The organism is Streptomyces sp. TLI_053, assembly GCF_900105395.1.
Classification (GTDB): domain Bacteria; phylum Actinomycetota; class Actinomycetes; order Streptomycetales; family Streptomycetaceae; genus Kitasatospora.
On the sequence record NZ_LT629775.1, the window covers coordinates 4,274,062 to 4,291,486 of the forward strand.

A 17,425-nucleotide genomic window follows, 5' to 3' on the forward strand; every position below is an offset into this window, starting at 1 on the left:
CGGGACGGGGAGGCGGGCGGGAGAACGGACGCGGGACGGGCCGACGGGGCGGCCGCGGAACGGGGCGGCCGCGGAACGGAACGGGACGGAACGGGCTCAGGCCGCCAGTGCCTTGGCCAGTACTTCCACCACCCGCTCCTGCTGCCCCGCGGTGATCTGCGGGAACAGCGGCAGCGTCAGCAGTTCCCCCGCCGCCCGCTCGGCGACCGGGAACGCCCCCTCGCCGTGGCCGAGGTGCCGGAAGGCCGGCTGCAGGTGGACCGGCACCGGGTAGTGCACGCCGGCCCCGATGCCGGCCGCGTTCAGCGCCGCGAGCAGCGCGTCCCGGCGCGCGCCGCCCGCGCCGACCCGGACCGCGTACAGGTGCCAGACGTGCTCGTTGCCGGGCGCGGTGCGCGGCGGGGCGATGCCGTCCAGACCGGCCAGCAGACCGTCGTAGCGGGCGGCGGCGGCCCGGCGGGCCTCGTTCCAGGCGGGCAGCCGGCGCAGTTTGGCGCGCAGCACGACGGCCTGGAGCGCGTCCATCCGGGAGTTGAAGCCGAACCGCTCGTGGACGTACTTGCGGGCCGAGCCGTGGTCCCCGATCAGCCGGACGGCGGCGGCCAGGTCGTCGTCGTCGGTCACCACGGCCCCCGCGTCCCCGTAGGCGCCGAGGTTCTTGCCGGGGTAGAAGCTGGTGGCGGAGATCCGGCCGTGCCGGGCCCGGCCGTCCTGCCGGGCGCCCTGGGACTGCGCGGCGTCCTCCACCACCGGGCGGTCGCCGGCCAGGTCGAGCAGCGCGGCCATCGGGGCGAGCTGGCCGTTGAGGTGGACCGGCAGCAGCGCGACCGCGTCCGCCAGCACCTCGGCGACCCGGGCCGGGTCGATCAGCAGGTGGTCGGGGTCGGCGTCGACCAGGACCGGGCGCAGACCGGCCCGCTGGACCGCCTCCGCGGTGGCGACGAAGGTGTTGGCGGGCAGCACCACGCCACCGCCGGGCGGCAGGTCCAGGGCGCGCAGGGCCAGTTCGAGGGCGTCGGTGCCGTTGGCCGCGCCGACGCAGTGCCGGGCACCGGAGAAGGCCGCGTACTCCTCCTCGAAGCCCGCCACCTCCGGCCCCTTGACGTAGCCGCCGCTCGCGAGCACCCGGTCGAAGCCGGCCCTGACCTCCGGCTCGATCTCGGCGTGCGCGGCGGCGAGGTCGACGAGCGGAACGGGCTGGTCGGTGGTCATCCTGTGGTCTCCCTGGGCCGGTCGGAACCTGTCTGTGCGAAACCTGCGAGCAGCGGAGCGGTCGAGCGGCGGAGCGGTCGAGCAGAGCGAACGGACGGACGGACAGAGCGAACGGACGGACAGCGGACGGACGGACAGCGGACGGAAGCAGCGGCGCAACGGACGGCGCGCAGGACCGCCGGGCTCAGCCGAGCGCGGACCGCAGCGCGGCCACCACCCGGTCCTGCTGCTCCTCGGTCAGCGCGTGGTGCAGCGGCAGGATCAGCGAACGCCGGGTGAGCAGTTCGGTGGCGGGCAGCGGGACCCTGGCCGTCCCCTTGTACGGGGCCTCCAGATGGGCGGCCATGATGCCGCGCCGGGCGGAGACGCCGGCCTCGGCGAGCCGGAGCAGCAGCTCGGCCCGGTCGGGGGCGCCGTCCGGCGGCAGCACCCAGCAGGACTGGTAGTTGGTGGTGCCGTGCGGCGGGTCGTCGACCAGCCGCGCACCGGTGCCGGCGAGCAGCTCCCGGTAGCGGGCGGCGAGTTCGCGCCGGCGGGCGACCATGGCGGGCAGCTTGCGCAGCTGCACCAGGCCGATGGCGGCCTGGATGTCGGTCATCCGGTAGTTGAAGCCGATCTCGTCGTAGGTCTCCAGCACGCTCGCGCCGCCGGCCCCCGCGTGCCGGTCGGCCGCCGAGACGCTCATCCCGTGCTCGCGCAGCCGCCGCAGCCGGGCCGCGAGTTCGCCGTCCCGGCAGGTGACCATGCCGCCCTCGCCGGTGGTGAGCAGCTTGCGCGGGTGGAAGGAGTAGGCGGCGAGTTCGGCGCCCGCGCCGACGGGACGGCCCCGGTAGACGGAGCCCGCCCCGCAGGCGGCGTCCTCGACGACGGTGACGCCGTGCGGCCCGACGGCGGCCCGGATGCCGTCCAGGTCGACCGGCACCCCGCCCTGGTCGACCGCGACCACCGCCCTGGTCCGCCCGGTGAGCAGCGGTTCGACGGTGGCGGCGGTGAGGTTCCCGGTGGCCGGGTCGACGTCCGCGAACACCGGTACCGCGCCCGCGTAGGTGACGGCGTTGGCGGTGGCGACGAAGGAGAGCGAGGGGACGACCACCTCGTCCCCCGGGCCGACGCCCGCACCGATCAGCGCCAGGTGCAGCGCGGTGGTGCAGGAGGAGACCGCGACGGCGTGCTCGACGCCGAGGTGCTCGGCGAAGGCCCGCTCGAAGGCGGCGACCCGGGGGCCCTGGGCCACCCAGCCGGAGCGGACCGCCTCGGCGGCGGCCTCGGCCTCCTCCTCGCCGAGCCAGGGGATCATGACGGGGATGCTGGACACAGGCGTGCTCCGAACGTGGCGCGGACGTGATCGGGGGACGGGGCGCCCGGCCGGGCGCGGACGCTCGACCGGGCACGGACGGGGCGGGAGGCCGCCACGCGCGCGGCGCGACGGCGACCGGGGCGGGACCGGAACGGCTACTGCTCGCGCCACCAGGCGACCAGCCGGCGCAGACCCTCGTCGAGGCCCAGTTCGGGCTTCCAGCCGAGGTCGCGCTCGGCGGCGCCGATGTCCGCGAGCCGCCGCACCACGCCGCCGGCGGTCCCCCGGGCCGGGCCGTGCTCGACGTCCAGGTCGGTCCGGTCCATGGCGGTGAGCAGGGCGTCGGCGAGGCCCCGCAGCGAGACCTCGCCGGCGCTGGCGATGTTGTAGACCCGGTCGGTGACGGGGGCCGCGGCGGCCAGCAGGTTGGCCCGGGCGATGTCCTCGGTGTAGACGAAGTCCATCGTCTGGGTCCCGTCGCCGAAGATCAGCGGCGGCTGTCCGGCGGCGATCCGCTCCATCCAGCGGATGAACACCTCGGTGTACCGGCCGTGCACGTCCATCCGGGGCCCGTACACGTTGAAGTAGCGCAGCGCGACGTAGTCCAGGCCGGACATGGCGTGGAAGGAGCGCAGCAGGCCCTCGTTGAAGACCTTGGCCGCCCCGTACAGGGTGTCGTTGTTGTACGGATGGTGGGTCTCGGGCGTCGGGAAGACGTCGGCGAGGCCGTAGACCGATGCGGTGGACGAGGCGATCACCTTGCCGACGCCGACCTCGGCGGCGGCCTCGACCACGTCGAAGGTGCCGTCCACCATGATCTCCAGGGCGAGCCGGGGCTCGGTGGCGCACTGGGTGATCCGGATCGCGGCCAGGTGGAACAGCAGGTCGGTACCCGGGTCGAGGAGTTCGCGCAGCAGCGCGCGGTCGCGGATGTCGCCGTCCACCACCCGCAGCTGCCCGGGGCGGGCGATCTCGCGGGCGTACGCGAGGTTGGCCTCCCGGCCCCGGACGAAGTTGTCGAGCACGACCACCTCGCGGGCGCCGCCCTCGATCAGCTGGTCCACCACGGTGGAGCCGATGGTGCCGGCCCCGCCGGTCACCAGGCAGCGGGAGCCCTCGATCTGTACAGCGTTCACCGCGTGGCGGCCCTTTCCTGAGCTTCGGACATGGCGGACGTGCCGGGCAGGCCCTGCCCGGCGGACGGTTCGTGGCCGGCGGGCAGCTCGTGGCCGGGGGCCGGCTTGTGCGGCCCGGACAGCTCCGGGTCGAGGCCGACGCCGACCGGGACGGTGGCGCCGCCGAGTTCGAGGCTGAGCGAGGCCGCCTCCAGCAGCTGGAGCACCCGCAGGCCGGACCGGCCGTCGGTGAGCGGGGCCCGGCCCTCGGTGATGGCGGCGGCGAACTCGGCCATCACGTTGCGCAGCGCCTCCTGCTCGACCAGGGCGGGCGCGACCATCGAGCCGACCCGGTAGGAGATCAGGGCCTGATGGCGGATCGCGTCGGTCAGTTCGTCCGGCGGAGTGAGGTCCACGCCCCGGTCGTGGACCGCCAGCCGGGCCTGCGGGTTGAGGTCGTCCCAGACCAGGGTGCGCCGCGAGCCGCCGATCATGGTGGTGCGGACCTTCGTCGGCGAGAGCCAGTTGACGTGGCAGTGCGCCAGCGCGCCGTTGCTCAGCCGGACCGTGAGGTAGGCGACGCAGGCCCGGCCGGCGCCGATCGGGTCGGCGCCCTGGGCGGAGACGCCGACCGGCTCCACCCCCGGCGGCAGGACGAAGTCCAGGATCGACAGGTCGTGCGGGGCGAGGTCCCAGAGCACGTCGACGTCCGGCTGGACCAGCCCGAGGTTGATCCGCACCGAGTCGAAGAACTGGACGTCGCCGATCTCCCCGCCGTGCACGAGCTCGCGGATCCGGCGCACCACCGGGGTGTAGCAGAAGGTGTGGTCGCACATCAGCACCAGCCCGCGCTCCTCCGCGAGCGCCACCAGTTCGGCGGCCTCCGCGGCGGAGGTGGTGATCGGCTTCTCCACCAGGACGTGCTTGCCGGCCTCCAGCGCCGCCCTGACCAGCCGGTAGTGCGCGGCGGCCGGAGTGGCGACCGCGACCGCGGCGACCCGCTCGTCGGCCAGCACCTCCTCGAAGGAGGTGGTGGACCGGACGGTGCTGTACTCGCCGAGCACCCGGCGGGACTTCGCCGGGTCCAGGTCGCAGAGCCAGTGCAGGCGCAGCGCCGGCGTCTGCTGCGCGTTGCGGACCAGGTTCGGGCCCCAGTAGCCGGCCCCGACCACCGCGATCCCGATCCGGCGTTCCGGCGCGGGCTGCGGCGGCGCGCCGGGTGTGGGTACGTGTTCGCCGGGCGCCTCGTTGGCGGTTTCCGTGTCAGTCATCGCAAGACCCCCCTTGCTGTGTGGAGCCGGGCGCCGGCCCACGGGCGCACGGCCCGGGCCCCCCAGGCCCCTCCGACCACAACGACCATGGCAGGCAAAGGAGTTGCCACATCCATCGGCGACCCCAACCGGACCGCCCGTCCCCTCGGCCCGCCTGCCGGAACGCTACCGGCCGTCACAGTCGCCCGGGGGCGGATTCGGGAAACCCGGGGACGAGTCGTGACGATGCCGTGCGGATCCGGCCAACGTTGCGTGACCGTCCACCGCCAGACCCCCCGGACCGGCTCCGACCGGCCGTGCCCCGCACCCCGGTTGTGCGGTTGTCAGTGTCGTTTGACAGGCTGACCCCTGTCGGCCCCTGCACCACGCGGAGGGCGAGCGGGAGAACGTACGGGAACGCCGGCGGGAAGACGAGGAGGAGAACGACGCCATGAGCACGGGGCAACCGGCCGCGCCGCCACTACTGCGCCACCACCGCGACAGCCTGCTGCCCGCCGTCGCCGCCGCGCTGTCGCTGAAGGGCGGCGAGGTGCACACCCTGGCCGGCGCCAAGTCGGACCGCGGCCCCGCCCTGCACCCGCTGGTCGGCGAGTTCCTCGACGCGCTGCCGCTGGAGCAGCGCGAGCGCTTCACCGGGCGCTGCCCCGAGGCGGTCCTGCTCTCCCAGTACCTGGCCGCGGTGGACGGCCGGCGCTCCAAGCGCGCGGCCCGCAAGCCGATGAGCCTGCACGAGGCCCGCAAGGCGCTCAAGGGCGCCCGGCTGACCACGGTCCGGATCCGCGAGGAGCACGATCCGGCCCACGGCACCCACGCTCCGCCGTGCCGCTCCTGCGCACCGCTGCTGGAGCACTTCACCGTCCAGAGCGTCGCGGTCGGCCCGTCCGCCACCGGCTGACCCGCCGGCCCCGCGCCCGGCCCGCGCCGGCCGCCCGGCGCGCCGACCGTCCCCCGTCCCCGAACCACCGGAGCCCGTCCTGAATCCGCCCAGCCCGCCCCCGCCCCCGCCGCCGGCCACCCTCGCCGCGCCCGCGCCGCGGACCCGCCCGCGCTTCCCGGCCGACGTCGCCGCCGAGCTGAAGGCGGCCGGCTGGCACCCCGGGCGCTGGCAGATCCGCCAGGCCGAGGAGTGGGCCGACACCCTGGCCGGCCACGGCGGTCCGACGGACGTCCCGCACGCGGTGTTCCCGGCGGCGGTGGAGGCCTGGGCCGAGTTCGGCGGCCTCGCCTTCGACCTGGCCGGCCCCGGCCGGCAGCTGGCCCGCACCCCGTTCCTGGTCGACCCGCTGTGCGGCCTGCACCAGCCCCGCACCCTGGCCGACCTGGGCCGTGCCCTGGACACCCGGGTCGCCCCGCTGGGCGAGGAGGCGTACGGGCAGGCGCTGCTGGCGATCGACGAGGAGGGCCGGGTCTTCAGCCTGGACCACACCGGCGAGTGGTTCCTCGGCGACAGCGTCGACCGGGCGATCTCCGCGCTGGTCCTGGGCACCGCGCCGGAACGGCTGCGCACCGCCGAGGACGCCGGCTGATCCGACCGGCCCCGGCGGGGACGCCCCCGATCCCTAGACCAGGCGGTCCTGGCGGACCGCCAGCCGGGACGGCAGGACCGCCTCCACCCGGAAGCCGCCGTCCCGCTCCGGCCCCGCCGAGAAGGTGCCCCCGAGCGCCACCACCCGCTCGCGCATGCCGACCAGGCCGTTGCCGCCGCTGGGCAGCGCGGCCGCGCTCCGCTCGCCGCCGGGGCAGGCGTTCACCACGCTGACCCGCACGCCGTTCGGCGCGTACGCGAGCAGCACCGACACCTCGGCCCCGCCCGCGTGCTTGTGCGCGTTGGTCAGGCCCTCCTGCACCACCCGGTAGGCGGTCTGCTCGGCCTCGCCGGTGAACTCCTGCCGGCTGCCGCTGACCGTCAGGGTGACGGCCATGCCGGCCGCCCTGGACTGGTCCACCAGCCGCGGCAGCGCGGCCAGCGAGTCCGGTTCGACCGTGCTCTCCTCGGACATCCTCAGCACACCGAGGATCTCCCGCAGCTCGTTCAGCGCCTGTCGGCCGACCTCGCCCATCAGCTTGGCGCTCTGCGCCGCCCGCTCCGGGTCCTTGGCCACGATCCGCTCCAGCGCCCCGGCGTGCACCACCATCAGCGAGACCCGGTGCGCGACCACGTCGTGCATCTCCCGGGCGATCCGGGTGCGCTCCTCCAGCCGGGCCCGGCGGGCGCGCTCCCTGGCCTGCTCGGCCAGCAGGTCCAGCTCGGTCTCCAGGCCGTGCGCGCGGTCCTTCAGCGACTCGATCAGCCGCCGCCGCGCCCCGACGTACAGGCCGGTCACCACCGGGGCCACGGTCGCACCGGCGGCCACCAGCAGCGCCAGCACCAGCTGGCCCCAGAACGGCGGCTGCTCGATCGTCGGATCGCCGGGGTCGACCATCGAGAGCAGGATCACCCCGACGGTCTCGGCGTAGGCGAGCGCGGAGAGCGCGACCACCCGCCGGCGGCGCGAGGGCCACTCCCAGGTCGCGGCCAGTGTGTACAGCGCCACCAGCAGCAGCACCATGCCGGGCACCCCGGGCATCACGATCAGCGCCACCACCACCGGCACCGCGGGCCAGCGCCGGCGGACCACCAGGCTGGCGCCCACCATCGCCCCGAACAGCGCGATCCCGATCTCGGCCACCAGGTTGAGGTGGATCCGGCCGCCGATGTACACGACCGAGCTGGCCGTGCACTCCAGCGCCGCCACCGCGGCGAGTCCCGCGTCCAGGAGGGCGCTGCGCCGCCTCGGCCACCACAAGAAGGACGACCGGCCCCGCGCGCGCTCCCCAGGCGACTTGCTCATGCCCCACAGACTACGGCGCGCCCCCGCCGCGCCCCCACCGGGTCGCGGCCGGACACGCCCCGCGGCGGCACCCCGACGCCCCGCCCGACCGCCCCCGGAACGCGCCCCCCGCCGCCTCCCGGCGCCCCCACCCCGACCGCAAGTGGTCCAGACCACATACGGTCCCGGGGCATGGCTGTCCGCCATCCGGCCACTTCGCGGACAGCGCACCTCCCGACACCTATGCTGGTCGCGTCGGACAGCGCGGTCCGCACGCGTCACACCCGCCACACGCGGGACGGCCCTGTGACGATGAGCCGTTGCCGAACACCCCACCACCCCGAGGGAGCCAGCCGTGACCGCTCCGGTCCCCAGCCCGGCGGACAGCCCGACCCCCGTCGACGCCGACAACGCCGCGCTGCGCGCGGACATCCGTCGCCTCGGCGACCTGCTCGGCGAGACCCTGGTCCGCCAGGAAGGCCCCCAGCTGCTCGGCCTGGTCGAACAGGTCCGACTGCTCAGCCGCACCAACGGCGAGGCCACTGCCGAACTGCTCTCCGACATCGACCTGGACACCGCTGCCAAGCTGGTCCGGGCCTTCTCCACCTACTTCCACCTCGCCAACGTCACCGAGCAGGTGCACCGCGGCCGCGAGTTCGCCACCCGCCGCGCCCGCGAGGGCTCGCTGCTCGCGCAGACCGCCGACCAGCTGGCCGAGGCCGACCCCAAGCACCTCCGGGACACCCTGGCCCACCTCGCCGTCCGCCCGGTCTTCACCGCGCACCCGACCGAGGCCGCCCGCCGCAGCGTCCTGAACAAGCTCCGCCGGATCGGCGAGCTGCTCGACCGCATCCACCGAGAGGAACTCGCCGCCGGCCTCTCCCACGCCGACCCGGCCCGCACCTCCTCCGCCCGCCGCCAGGCCGACCGCCGCCTCGCCGAGGTGATCGACCTGCTGTGGCAGACCGACGAGCTGCGCATCGCCCGCCCCGAGCCCACCGACGAGGCCCGCAACGCCGTCTACTACCTGGACGAGCTCTACCGCGACGCCGTCCCGCAGGTCCTGGAGGAGCTCCAGGAGGAGCTCGCCCGGGTCGGCCTGGAGCTGCCCGAGGGCGTCCGCCCGCTGACCTTCGGCACCTGGATCGGCGGCGACCGCGACGGCAACCCCAACGTCACCCCGCAGGTCACCTGGGACGTCCTCAACCTCCAGCACGAGTACGGCATCAAGGACGCCCTCGCCGCCGTCGACGACCTGCGCAGCACCCTCTCCACCTCGGAGCGGCTCGCCGGCGCCTCCCCCGAGCTGCTCGCCTCGCTCAACGCCGACCTCGCGCTGCTGCCCGAGCTGAGCCCCCGCTACAAGCGGATGAACGCCGAGGAGCCGTACCGGCTCAAGGCCACCTGCATCCGGCTCAAGCTGGAGAACACCCGCGAGCGGCTGGCCGGCGGCACCCCGCACGTCGTGGGCCGCGACTACCTCGGCACCCGCGAGCTCGTCGCCGACCTGCGGCTGATCCAGGACTCGCTGCGCGCCCACCGCGGCGGGCTGATCGCCGACGGCCGGCTCGCCCGCGCCATCCGCACCGTCGAGGCGTTCGGCCTGCAGCTCGCCACCATGGACGTCCGCGAGCACGCCGAGGCGCACCACCACGCGCTCGGCCAGCTCTTCGACCGGCTCGGCGAGGAGGCCTGGCGCTACGCCGACATGCCGCGCGAGTACCGCCAGCGGCTGCTCGCCAAGGAGCTGCGCTCGCGCCGCCCGCTCGCCCCCACCCCGGCCCCGCTGGACCCGGCCGGCGCCAAGACCCTCGGTGTCTTCACCACCATCCGCGAGGGCTTCGACCGGTTCGGCGACGAGATCGTCGAGTCCTACATCATCTCGATGTGCCAGGGTGCCGACGACGTCTTCGCCGCCACCGTGCTGGCCCGCGAGGCCGGCCTGATCGACCTGCACGCCGGGATCGCCAAGATCGGCATCGTGCCGCTGCTGGAGACCACCGACGAGCTCCAGCAGGCCGACCGGATCCTCGACGAGATGCTGTCCGACCCCTCCTACCGGCTGCTCGTCTCGCTGCGCGGCGACGTCCAGGAGGTCATGCTCGGCTACTCGGACTCCTCCAAGTTCGGCGGCATCACCACCTCCCAGTGGGAGATCCACCGCGCCCAGCGCCGACTGCGCGACGTCGCCCACCGGTACGGCATCCGGCTGCGGCTCTTCCACGGCCGGGGCGGCACCGTCGGCCGCGGCGGCGGCCCCTCGCACGAGGCCATCCTGGCCCAGCCCTGGGGCACCCTGGAGGGCGAGATCAAGGTGACCGAGCAGGGCGAGGTCATCTCCGACAAGTACCTGCTGCCCTCGCTGGCCCGGGAGAACCTCGAACTCACCATCTCCGCCACACTGGCCGCCTCCGCGCTGCACACCGCCCCGCGCCAGGCCCCCGAGGAGCTGGCCCGCTGGGACGCCGCGATGGACCGGGTCTCCGAGGCCGCGCACACCTCCTACCGGGCCCTGGTCGAGCAGGAGGACCTGCCGAAGTACTTCTTCGCCGCGACCCCGGTCGACCAGCTCGCCTCGCTGCACCTGGGCTCCCGCCCGTCCCGCCGCCCCGACTCGGGCGCCGGCCTGGACGGTCTGCGGGCCATCCCGTGGGTGTTCGGCTGGACCCAGTCCCGCCAGATCGTCCCCGGCTGGTACGGCGTCGGCGCCGGCCTGGCCGCCGCCCGCGAGGCGGGCCTGGGCGACGTGCTGGACGAGATGTACGGGCAGTGGCACTTCTTCCGCAACTTCCTCTCCAACGTCGCGATGACGCTGGCCAAGACGGACCTGCGGATCGCCCGCCACTACGTCGAGCAGCTGGTGCCCGCCGAGCTGCAGCACGTCTTCGAGCAGATCCAGGCCGAGCACGACCTCACCCTGCGCGAGGTGCTGCGGCTGACCGGGGAGAGCGAGCTGCTGGAGCACAACCCGGTGCTCAAGCAGACCTTCGCGGTCCGCGACGCCTACCTCGACCCGATCTCCTACCTCCAGGTCGCGCTGCTGCGCCGGCAGCGCGAGGAGGTCGCCACCGGCCGCCAGGAGGACCCGCTGCGCGCCCGCGCGCTGCTGCTGACCGTCAACGGCATCGCCGCCGGTCTGCGCAACACCGGCTGACCGGTCCCCCGGGACACCGCAGGGCCCCGCGGCGCGTGCACACGCGCCGCGGGGCCCTGTCCCGTTCCGGCGGTCAGCCGACCGGCCGTACCTCGATGACCTCGGCGCCGTACCGGTCCAGCATCCCGGCCCGCGCGGCGTCCGCCTGGTCGGTGAGCACGGACACCCCGGTGCCGTCCTCGGAGATCCTGACCTCCCGGACGGTCACCCCCCTGGCCGCCCAGTAGTCCCGATCGGTGTCCTTGATCCGGGTCGTCAGTTCCAGGTAGTGCCGGCGCGAGGCCGGCACGTCCGCGAAGTGGAGGGCCACACCCAGGTGCGGCACGGCGGCCGGCACCTTCTGGTCGAGGTCGCCCCCGGGGACGCGCAGGACCCACAGCTCGTTCGTCAGGAGGTCGACGCAGGTCCCGAAGTACTGGTCCGGGTAGTCCGCCGCCATGAGCGTCCTGATCTCGGACTGCACGTCCACCACATGGCGGTTGGTCTGGCCCCCGCTGGTGCTCGACGAGGGGTCCGGCGACCTGGTCGGCGGGGTGGACCGGGGAGGCGGCGGCGACCAGTTCGAGGGCGTCGTCGTCATGTCCGCCCAGCGGAGCAGCCGCAGCGAGGCCGGACCCTCCGGACAGATCGACGGCACCCCCCGGTAGTCCGGCCCCGAGGACGAGGACGAGGACGAGGACGAGCCGAACGTCGGCGGCAGGGTGGGCAGCCGGGACGGGCGGGACGGGAACGGCGACACGACGCCCGTCGCCGGCTCCGTCGCACCGCCGCCGGTCGGCCGCAGCCCCACCGGCCCCACCGCCCCGGCGCCGTCGGCCGGGCCGCCGAACTGCGCCACCATCCCGGTGCCCAGGGCCAGCACCGCGGCCGCCGTCCCCGACCGCACCACCAGCCGGCGCCGGGCCCGGCGCCGTCCGGCCCGCCGCACCTCGGCCAGCGGCGGGCCGCCGTCCGGGCCGCCCACACCGCCCGCCCGTGCCCCGAGCCGGACGACCAGCTCGTGCTCGAACCGGTCCCGTTCCGACCCGTCCCGTCCCGACCGCTCCCCGGCGTCCGGTTCCCTGCCCGTGTCATCGGCCGTCATGACCCACCATCTCCCTCACCGGTGCCAGCTCCTGCCGGAGCGTCCTCATCGCCCGAGCCAGATGCGTCTTGGCCGTCGCCGGGGAGCAGCCGAGCTCCTCGGCCACCTGGGCCACCGACAGGTCGGCGTAGTACCGGAGCACCACCGCCGCGCGCTGACGGGGCGGCAGCGACCGCAACGCGGACTCGAGTTCCTCGTCCCGCGGGTCCACCGCGGCCGCCGGGGCGTCCGGCAGCAGGGGTGTCAGCACTTCCCGTCGGGTCCGCCGCCAGCGCGACACATGGGTGCGGACCATCGTCCGGCGGACGTAGCCCTCGGCCGCGCCCGGGTCGCGGATCGCCCCGCGCCGCACGTACACCCGGGACAGGGCGTCGTGCAGCAGGTCCCGGGCGTCGTGGACGTCCCCGGTGATCAGGAACGCGCCGCGGAGCAGGGCCTGGTACCGCGCCGAGACGAACTCGTCGAACGCGTCCTGCCGGGTGCCCTCGGCAAGGCCCCCCGACCGCATCGATTCCCGCTTCATGCCAACAGGACGCACGGCGGGGCGGAAACGGGTGACACGCCGCGCGGAAAATGCCGCGGGGGCCGGGATCCGGTCGTCCCGGCTCCCGGCCCCCGCGGACCGTGTCCCGCTTCCGGCTCCCCGCGCCCCGGTGCGCTACTCCCCGGCGTCTCCCGCACGGTGGCGCCGGATCCACAGGGCCGCACCGCCCGCCGCCACGACCAGCCCGCCGCCGACGGCCAGCAGGCCCGCGTCACCGCCGACCGGGCCGCCGAGCACGGGGCCGAGATCGAGATCGAGGTCGAGCTGCGCCGAGACCGGCTCCGGGGACACCACACCCGGTCCGGGTTCGGACACCGGGTCGGCGTGGGCCGGACCGGCCCCGCCCAGCAGCACCCCGGCGGCGCCGAGCGCGCCCGCGGTGCCCAGCGCACCGGCCTTGCCCACCCGCCGTCCGAGCTTCCTCAGCCGTACCACCCGGATCCGCCGAAACCGCCGGACCGGCCGCAAACTCCGCATCGAGAACTCCCCAGACCCCGTTCGCGTACTGTTCCGCACGCTATCCGATGCGTCCCGGATTCTCACACCTGTTCAGGTTTGGACGGCCAGAAGTTGCACGACTGTTGTGCGGCCGGACCGCCACCCGCCCCCCGGCGCACGCATCCTTGACGGTGGATCAGGAGTTGTACGTGGACTGGGCCCGCTCCAGCCCCTCGGTGAGCAGGGCCTCCACCGCGTCGGCCGAGCGGTCCACGAACCAGTCCAGCTCCTTGCGCTCGGTGCTGGAGAAGTCCTTGAGCACGAAGTCGGCGACCTCCATCCGGCCCGGCGGCCGGCCGATCCCGCACCGCACCCGGTGGTAGTCGGGGCCGAGCGACTTGGTGATCGACTTCAGCCCGTTGTGGCCGTTGTCACCGCCGCCGGTCTTCAGCCGCAGGGCCGCGTAGTCGATGTCCAGCTCGTCGTGGACGGCGACCAGCGCGGAGGCCGGCACCTTGTAGAAGTCGCGCAGCGCGGTGACCGGGCCGCCCGAGAGGTTCATGAACGACATCGGCTTGGCCAGCACCACCCGTCGGCCCGCCAGTCGTCCCTCGGCGACCTGGGCCCGGCTCTTGTGGGCCTTGAACCTGGCGCCCATCCGCTCGGCCAGCAGGTCGACCACCATGAAGCCGATGTTGTGCCGGTTCCGGGCGTACTGCTCCCCGGGGTTGCCCAGACCCACCACCAGCCAGGGGCCTTCGTACGTCTCGTCGCTCATGTGCCCGTCCCGCTCCGCTCGGCGAGGGCATCCGCCCGCGCGCGCCTCTCGACCGTCCGCTCGCCGCGCCCGCACACCGGGCCACCGCTCCTCGTGGTCATGTCCATCGTCATCATCCCGGACACGCCGCTGCCCCGGCCGCTCCAGAGGAGCGGCCGGGGCAGCGGTGTCAGGCTGTGCGGGAGGCTCAGGCCTCGGCGCCGGCCTCGGCCTCGGCGGCCTCGTCCTCGACCGGGGCGGCCTGGGCGGCGATGACCTGCAGCACGACGGCGTCGGCGTCGACGGCCAGGGTGACGCCGGCCGGCAGGACGATGTCCTTGGCGTGGATGGCGGCACCGGCCTCCAGGCCCTCGACCGAGACGGTGACGGCCTCGGGCAGGTGGGTGGCCTCGGCCTCGATCGGGAGGGCCTGCAGGACGTGCTCCAGCAGGTTGCCGCCCGGGGCCAGCTCGCCCTCGGTGTGGACCGGGATCTCGACGGTGACCTTCTCGCCGCGCTTCACCAGCAGGAGGTCGACGTGCTCGATGGTGCGCTTGATGGCCTCGCGCTGGACGGCCTTCGGCAGCACGTACTCGTCCTTGCCGTCGATCGGCACGACCAGCAGGGCGTTCGGGGTCTTCAGGGCCATCATCAGGTCGTGGCTGGGCAGGTTCAGGTGAACCGGCGCGTGGCCGTGACCGTAGACGACACCGGGGACGAAGCCGGCGCGGCGGGCGCGACGGGCGGCACCCTTGCCGAACTCGTTGCGGGACTCGGCGGCAAGGCGGATCTCGGACACGACGGCACTCCTCGTAAAAGCTGGCGCGGGGGTGCAGGCAACGCGAAAAACCGCCGGGACCACACCCTCATAACGGGGGTCACTCGGCGGCGCAACGACTCTGCCGGAAGCCCGGGTGACCGGAGCCGGCAGCGCGTCGATCACGGATCGGGCACCCGCGAAGCGGGCACACGGCATCCCTCGCCGAGCAGTTTCACGAGTCTAACCGCTACCGCGGCCTCTCGCGAAATCGGCGGCGCCCCCGGCCCCGGAGGGACCGGGGGCGCCGCCCTGGCGCCCGGAATCAGTGCACGCCCTCGAAGAGGCTCGTGACCGAACCCTCCTCGAACACCTCGCGGATCGCGGCCGCGATGGACGGGGCGATCGACAGCGTGGTGATCTTGTCCAGCTGCAGCGAGGCCGGGGTCGGCAGGGTGTTGGTGAACACGAACTCGCTGACCCGGGAGTTCTTCAGCCGGTCCGCGGCCGGGCCGGAGAGCACCCCGTGGGTGGCGGCGACCAGGACGTCCGCGGCGCCGTTCTCGAACAGCGCGTCGGCGGCGGCGCAGATGGTGCCGGCGGTGTCGATCATGTCGTCCACCAGGACGCAGACCCGGTCCTGGACGTCACCGACGACCTCGGCCGACAGGATGGTGTTGGCCTGGGTGATGTCCCGGCGCTTGTGGATGATCGCCAGCGGGGCGTCCAGCCGGTCGCACCACTGGTCGGCCACCTTCACCCGGCCGGCGTCCGGCGAGACCACGGTGAGCTTGGAGCGGTCGACCCGCTCGCCCACGTAGTCGGCCAGCAGCGGCAGCGCGAACAGGTGGTCCACCGGGCCCTCGAAGAAGCCCTGGATCTGCGCGGTGTGCAGGTCCACGGCCATCAGCCGGTCGGCCCCGGCCTGGCGCAGCAGGTCGGCCACCAGCCGGGCCGAGATGGGCTCGCGGCCCAGGTGCTTCTTGTCCTGACGGGCGTACCCGTAGAACGGCAGGATCGCGGTGATGCTCCGGGCGGAGGCCCGCTTCAGAGCATCGATCATGATCAACTGCTCCATGATCCACTGGTTGATCGGAGCCGTGTGACTCTGCATCACGAAGCAGTCGGCGCCGCGCGCCGACTCCAGGAAGCGGACGTAGATCTCACCGTTGGCGAAGTCCAGGGCCTTGGTCGGAACCAGTTCGGTCCCCAGCGACGCGGCCACCTCCCTCGCCAGCTCCGGGTGGGCACGGCCGGAGAAGAGCTTCAGTTTCTTCTCGCCCGACGTCGTGATCCCGCTCACTGCCACCGTCTCCTCGCGTTGCTGACACCGGTCCCGTCCGCACCGCGGGCAGGCTTCCGCCAGCCGGCGAGTGGGGTCGGGGGAATGGTCGGTACGCCGGGACACGGGCGGTAAGCCCTATGGCGCACGTATGACCCCAAGGTTACGCGCCCGCGCCCGAACCGTCCGCCCCGGGACCGTCCGCCGGCCCACCGCCCGCCCGCTCAGACCTCCGGCACGACCTCCGCGGCGGCCGCCGCGGCCTGCGCCGACGTGGTGCCGGGGCGCTTGCGCTCCACCCAGCCGGGGATGTTCCGCTGCTGCGCCCGGCCGACCCCGAGGCCGCCGGCCGGCACGTCGTTCGTGATCACCGAACCGGCCGCGGTGTAGGCGCCGTCGCCGATGGTCACCGGGGCGATGAACATGTTGTCGGAGCCGGTCCGGCAGTGCGCGCCGATCACCGTGCGGTGCTTGTTGACGCCGTCGTAGTTGACGGTGACCGAGGCCGCGCCGACGTTGGTGCCCTCGCCGATGGTGGCGTCGCCGATGTAGGAGAGGTGCGGGACCTTGGCGCCCTCGCCGAGCTCCGAGTTCTTCACCTCGACATAGGTGCCGACCTTGGCCTTGCGGGCCAGCCGGGCGCCCGGGCGCAGGTAGGCGTAGGGGCCGGCGGTGGCGAGCTCGCCGACCTCGGCCCCGTCCGCGGTGGTGTTGCTCACACGGGCGCCGGCGCCGATCCGGGTGTCCTTGAGAGTGGAGTTCGGGCCCACCTCGCAGCCCTCGCCCAGGTGGGTCGTGCCCTGCAGCTGGGTGTTGGGCAGCACCACCGCGTCCGGCTCGTAGGAGACCTGGACGTCGAACCAGGTGGTCGCCGGGTCCACCACGGTCACGCCGGCCCGCATCGCCCGCTCCAGCAGCCGGTCGTTCAGCAGCCGGCGGGCGTGCGCCAGCTGGACCCGGTCGTTGATGCCCAGGATGTCCCGGTAGTCCGCGGCGACCACGGCGCCCACCCGGTGGCCGGCCCGGCGCAGGATCTCCAGGGTGTCGGTCAGGTACTCCTCGCCCTGCGCGTTGTCCGTGGTGACCTCGGCGAGCGCGCCCACCAGCAGCTTGGCGTCGAAGGCGAAGACCCCGGAGTTGATCTCGTCGATCGCCCGCTGGGCGTCCGAGGCGTCCTTCTCCTCGACGATCGCGGCGACCGCGCCGTCCGCCTCGTCGCGCAGGATCCGCCCGTAGCCGAACGGCTCCGGCACCACGGCGGTGAGCACGGTGACGCCGTTGCCCTGCTCGGCGTGCGCCCCGGCCAGCGCGCGCAACGTCCCGCCGGTCAGCAGCGGGGCGTCCCCGGTGGTGACGATCACGGTGCCGTCGAGCTCGATCCCGTCGGCCGCCAGCGCCTCCAGGGCGGTGCGCACGGCGTGGCCGGTGCCGTTCTGCTCGGCCTGCACCACGGCACGGGCACCCGGGTGATGCGCCGACAGGTGCTCGGCCACCTTCTCCCGCATGTGCCCGATCACCACGACCAGCTGCCCGGGCGTCAGTTCCTCCGCCGCCGCGACCGCGTGGCCGACCAGCGAGCGCCCGCACACCTCGTGCAGCACCTTCGGCAGACGGTTCGACTTCATCCTGGTCCCGCCACCGGCGGCGAGCACGACAACGGCGGCAGGCGAATTGGCACTCACGGGGGGAGGCTCCTCATTCGGT

At 74.3% G+C, this 17,425-nt stretch carries 15 protein-coding genes; 3 read left to right on the plus strand and 12 right to left on the minus strand.

What is annotated here, in order from left to right; translation table 11 throughout:
• Positions 1 to 96: 96 nt before the first annotated feature.
• From BLU95_RS17045 to BLU95_RS17060, 4 genes are all read right to left on the minus strand, one after another.
• Positions 97 to 1,212: a DegT/DnrJ/EryC1/StrS family aminotransferase gene (locus BLU95_RS17045; protein ID WP_093860776.1), complete on the minus strand. Its 1,116-nt coding sequence runs from the start codon at positions 1,210 to 1,212 to the stop codon at positions 97 to 99.
• Positions 1,213 to 1,396: 184 nt separating this feature from the next.
• Positions 1,397 to 2,509, minus strand: coding sequence for a DegT/DnrJ/EryC1/StrS family aminotransferase (locus BLU95_RS17050; RefSeq protein WP_093864931.1), 1,113 nt, complete (start codon positions 2,507 to 2,509; stop codon positions 1,397 to 1,399).
• Between the two features lie 155 nt (positions 2,510 to 2,664).
• On the minus strand, positions 2,665 to 3,645 hold the full coding sequence (locus BLU95_RS17055; RefSeq protein WP_093860777.1) for an NAD-dependent epimerase/dehydratase family protein: 981 nt from the start codon (positions 3,643 to 3,645) through the stop codon (positions 2,665 to 2,667).
• Positions 3,642 to 4,895, minus strand: a complete 1,254-nt coding sequence (locus BLU95_RS17060) for a Gfo/Idh/MocA family protein (protein ID WP_093860778.1) — start codon at positions 4,893 to 4,895, stop codon at positions 3,642 to 3,644. The genes BLU95_RS17055 and BLU95_RS17060 overlap by 4 nt, the downstream gene beginning before the upstream one ends.
• Positions 4,896 to 5,325: 430 nt before the next feature.
• Here BLU95_RS17060 and BLU95_RS17065 point away from each other — a divergent pair, with 430 nt between their 5' ends.
• A complete protein-coding gene (locus BLU95_RS17065) occupies positions 5,326 to 5,790 on the plus strand; it encodes a YwqJ-related putative deaminase (protein ID WP_093860779.1) in 465 nt (154 codons plus the stop codon).
• Between the two features lie 79 nt (positions 5,791 to 5,869).
• The gene (locus BLU95_RS17070; RefSeq protein ID WP_093860780.1) at positions 5,870 to 6,421 is read left to right on the plus strand and encodes an SUKH-3 domain-containing protein; all 552 of its coding nucleotides are present in this window, start codon (positions 5,870 to 5,872) and stop codon (positions 6,419 to 6,421) included.
• A 33-nt stretch (positions 6,422 to 6,454) separates the two neighbouring features.
• Here BLU95_RS17070 and BLU95_RS17075 read toward each other — a convergent pair whose 3' ends face one another.
• Complete coding sequence (locus BLU95_RS17075; RefSeq protein ID WP_093860781.1) at positions 6,455 to 7,726, minus strand: histidine kinase; 1,272 nt, start codon at positions 7,724 to 7,726, stop codon at positions 6,455 to 6,457.
• Between the two features lie 334 nt (positions 7,727 to 8,060).
• Here BLU95_RS17075 and ppc point away from each other — a divergent pair, with 334 nt between their 5' ends.
• Complete coding sequence (gene ppc / locus BLU95_RS17080; protein ID WP_093860782.1) at positions 8,061 to 10,859, plus strand: phosphoenolpyruvate carboxylase; 2,799 nt, start codon at positions 8,061 to 8,063, stop codon at positions 10,857 to 10,859.
• 73 nt (positions 10,860 to 10,932) lie between these two features.
• Here the strand turns inward: ppc and BLU95_RS17085 are convergent, their stop codons facing one another.
• From BLU95_RS17085 to glmU, 7 genes are all read right to left on the minus strand, one after another.
• On the minus strand, positions 10,933 to 11,943 hold the full coding sequence (locus tag BLU95_RS17085) for a hypothetical protein (protein WP_093860783.1): 1,011 nt from the start codon (positions 11,941 to 11,943) through the stop codon (positions 10,933 to 10,935).
• Positions 11,930 to 12,466 (minus strand): SigE family RNA polymerase sigma factor, encoded by a 537-nt coding sequence (locus BLU95_RS17090; protein WP_093860784.1) that lies wholly within the window; start codon positions 12,464 to 12,466, stop codon positions 11,930 to 11,932. The genes BLU95_RS17085 and BLU95_RS17090 overlap by 14 nt, the downstream gene beginning before the upstream one ends.
• Positions 12,467 to 12,601: 135 nt before the next feature.
• On the minus strand, positions 12,602 to 12,892 hold the full coding sequence (locus tag BLU95_RS17095) for a hypothetical protein (RefSeq protein WP_093860785.1): 291 nt from the start codon (positions 12,890 to 12,892) through the stop codon (positions 12,602 to 12,604).
• Positions 12,893 to 13,121: 229 nt separating this feature from the next.
• Positions 13,122 to 13,703, minus strand: a complete 582-nt coding sequence (gene pth / locus BLU95_RS17100) for an aminoacyl-tRNA hydrolase (protein ID WP_093860786.1) — start codon at positions 13,701 to 13,703, stop codon at positions 13,122 to 13,124.
• A gap of 187 nt (positions 13,704 to 13,890) precedes the next feature.
• Positions 13,891 to 14,481, minus strand: a complete 591-nt coding sequence (locus BLU95_RS17105) for a 50S ribosomal protein L25/general stress protein Ctc (RefSeq protein ID WP_093860787.1) — start codon at positions 14,479 to 14,481, stop codon at positions 13,891 to 13,893.
• A 283-nt stretch (positions 14,482 to 14,764) separates the two neighbouring features.
• Entirely contained in the window at positions 14,765 to 15,742 is a 978-nt protein-coding gene (locus BLU95_RS17110) for a ribose-phosphate diphosphokinase (RefSeq protein WP_030398038.1), read from the minus strand.
• A 203-nt stretch (positions 15,743 to 15,945) separates the two neighbouring features.
• Entirely contained in the window at positions 15,946 to 17,403 is a 1,458-nt protein-coding gene (gene glmU, locus BLU95_RS17115) for a bifunctional UDP-N-acetylglucosamine diphosphorylase/glucosamine-1-phosphate N-acetyltransferase GlmU (RefSeq protein WP_093860788.1), read from the minus strand.
• Positions 17,404 to 17,425 lie beyond the last annotated feature (22 nt).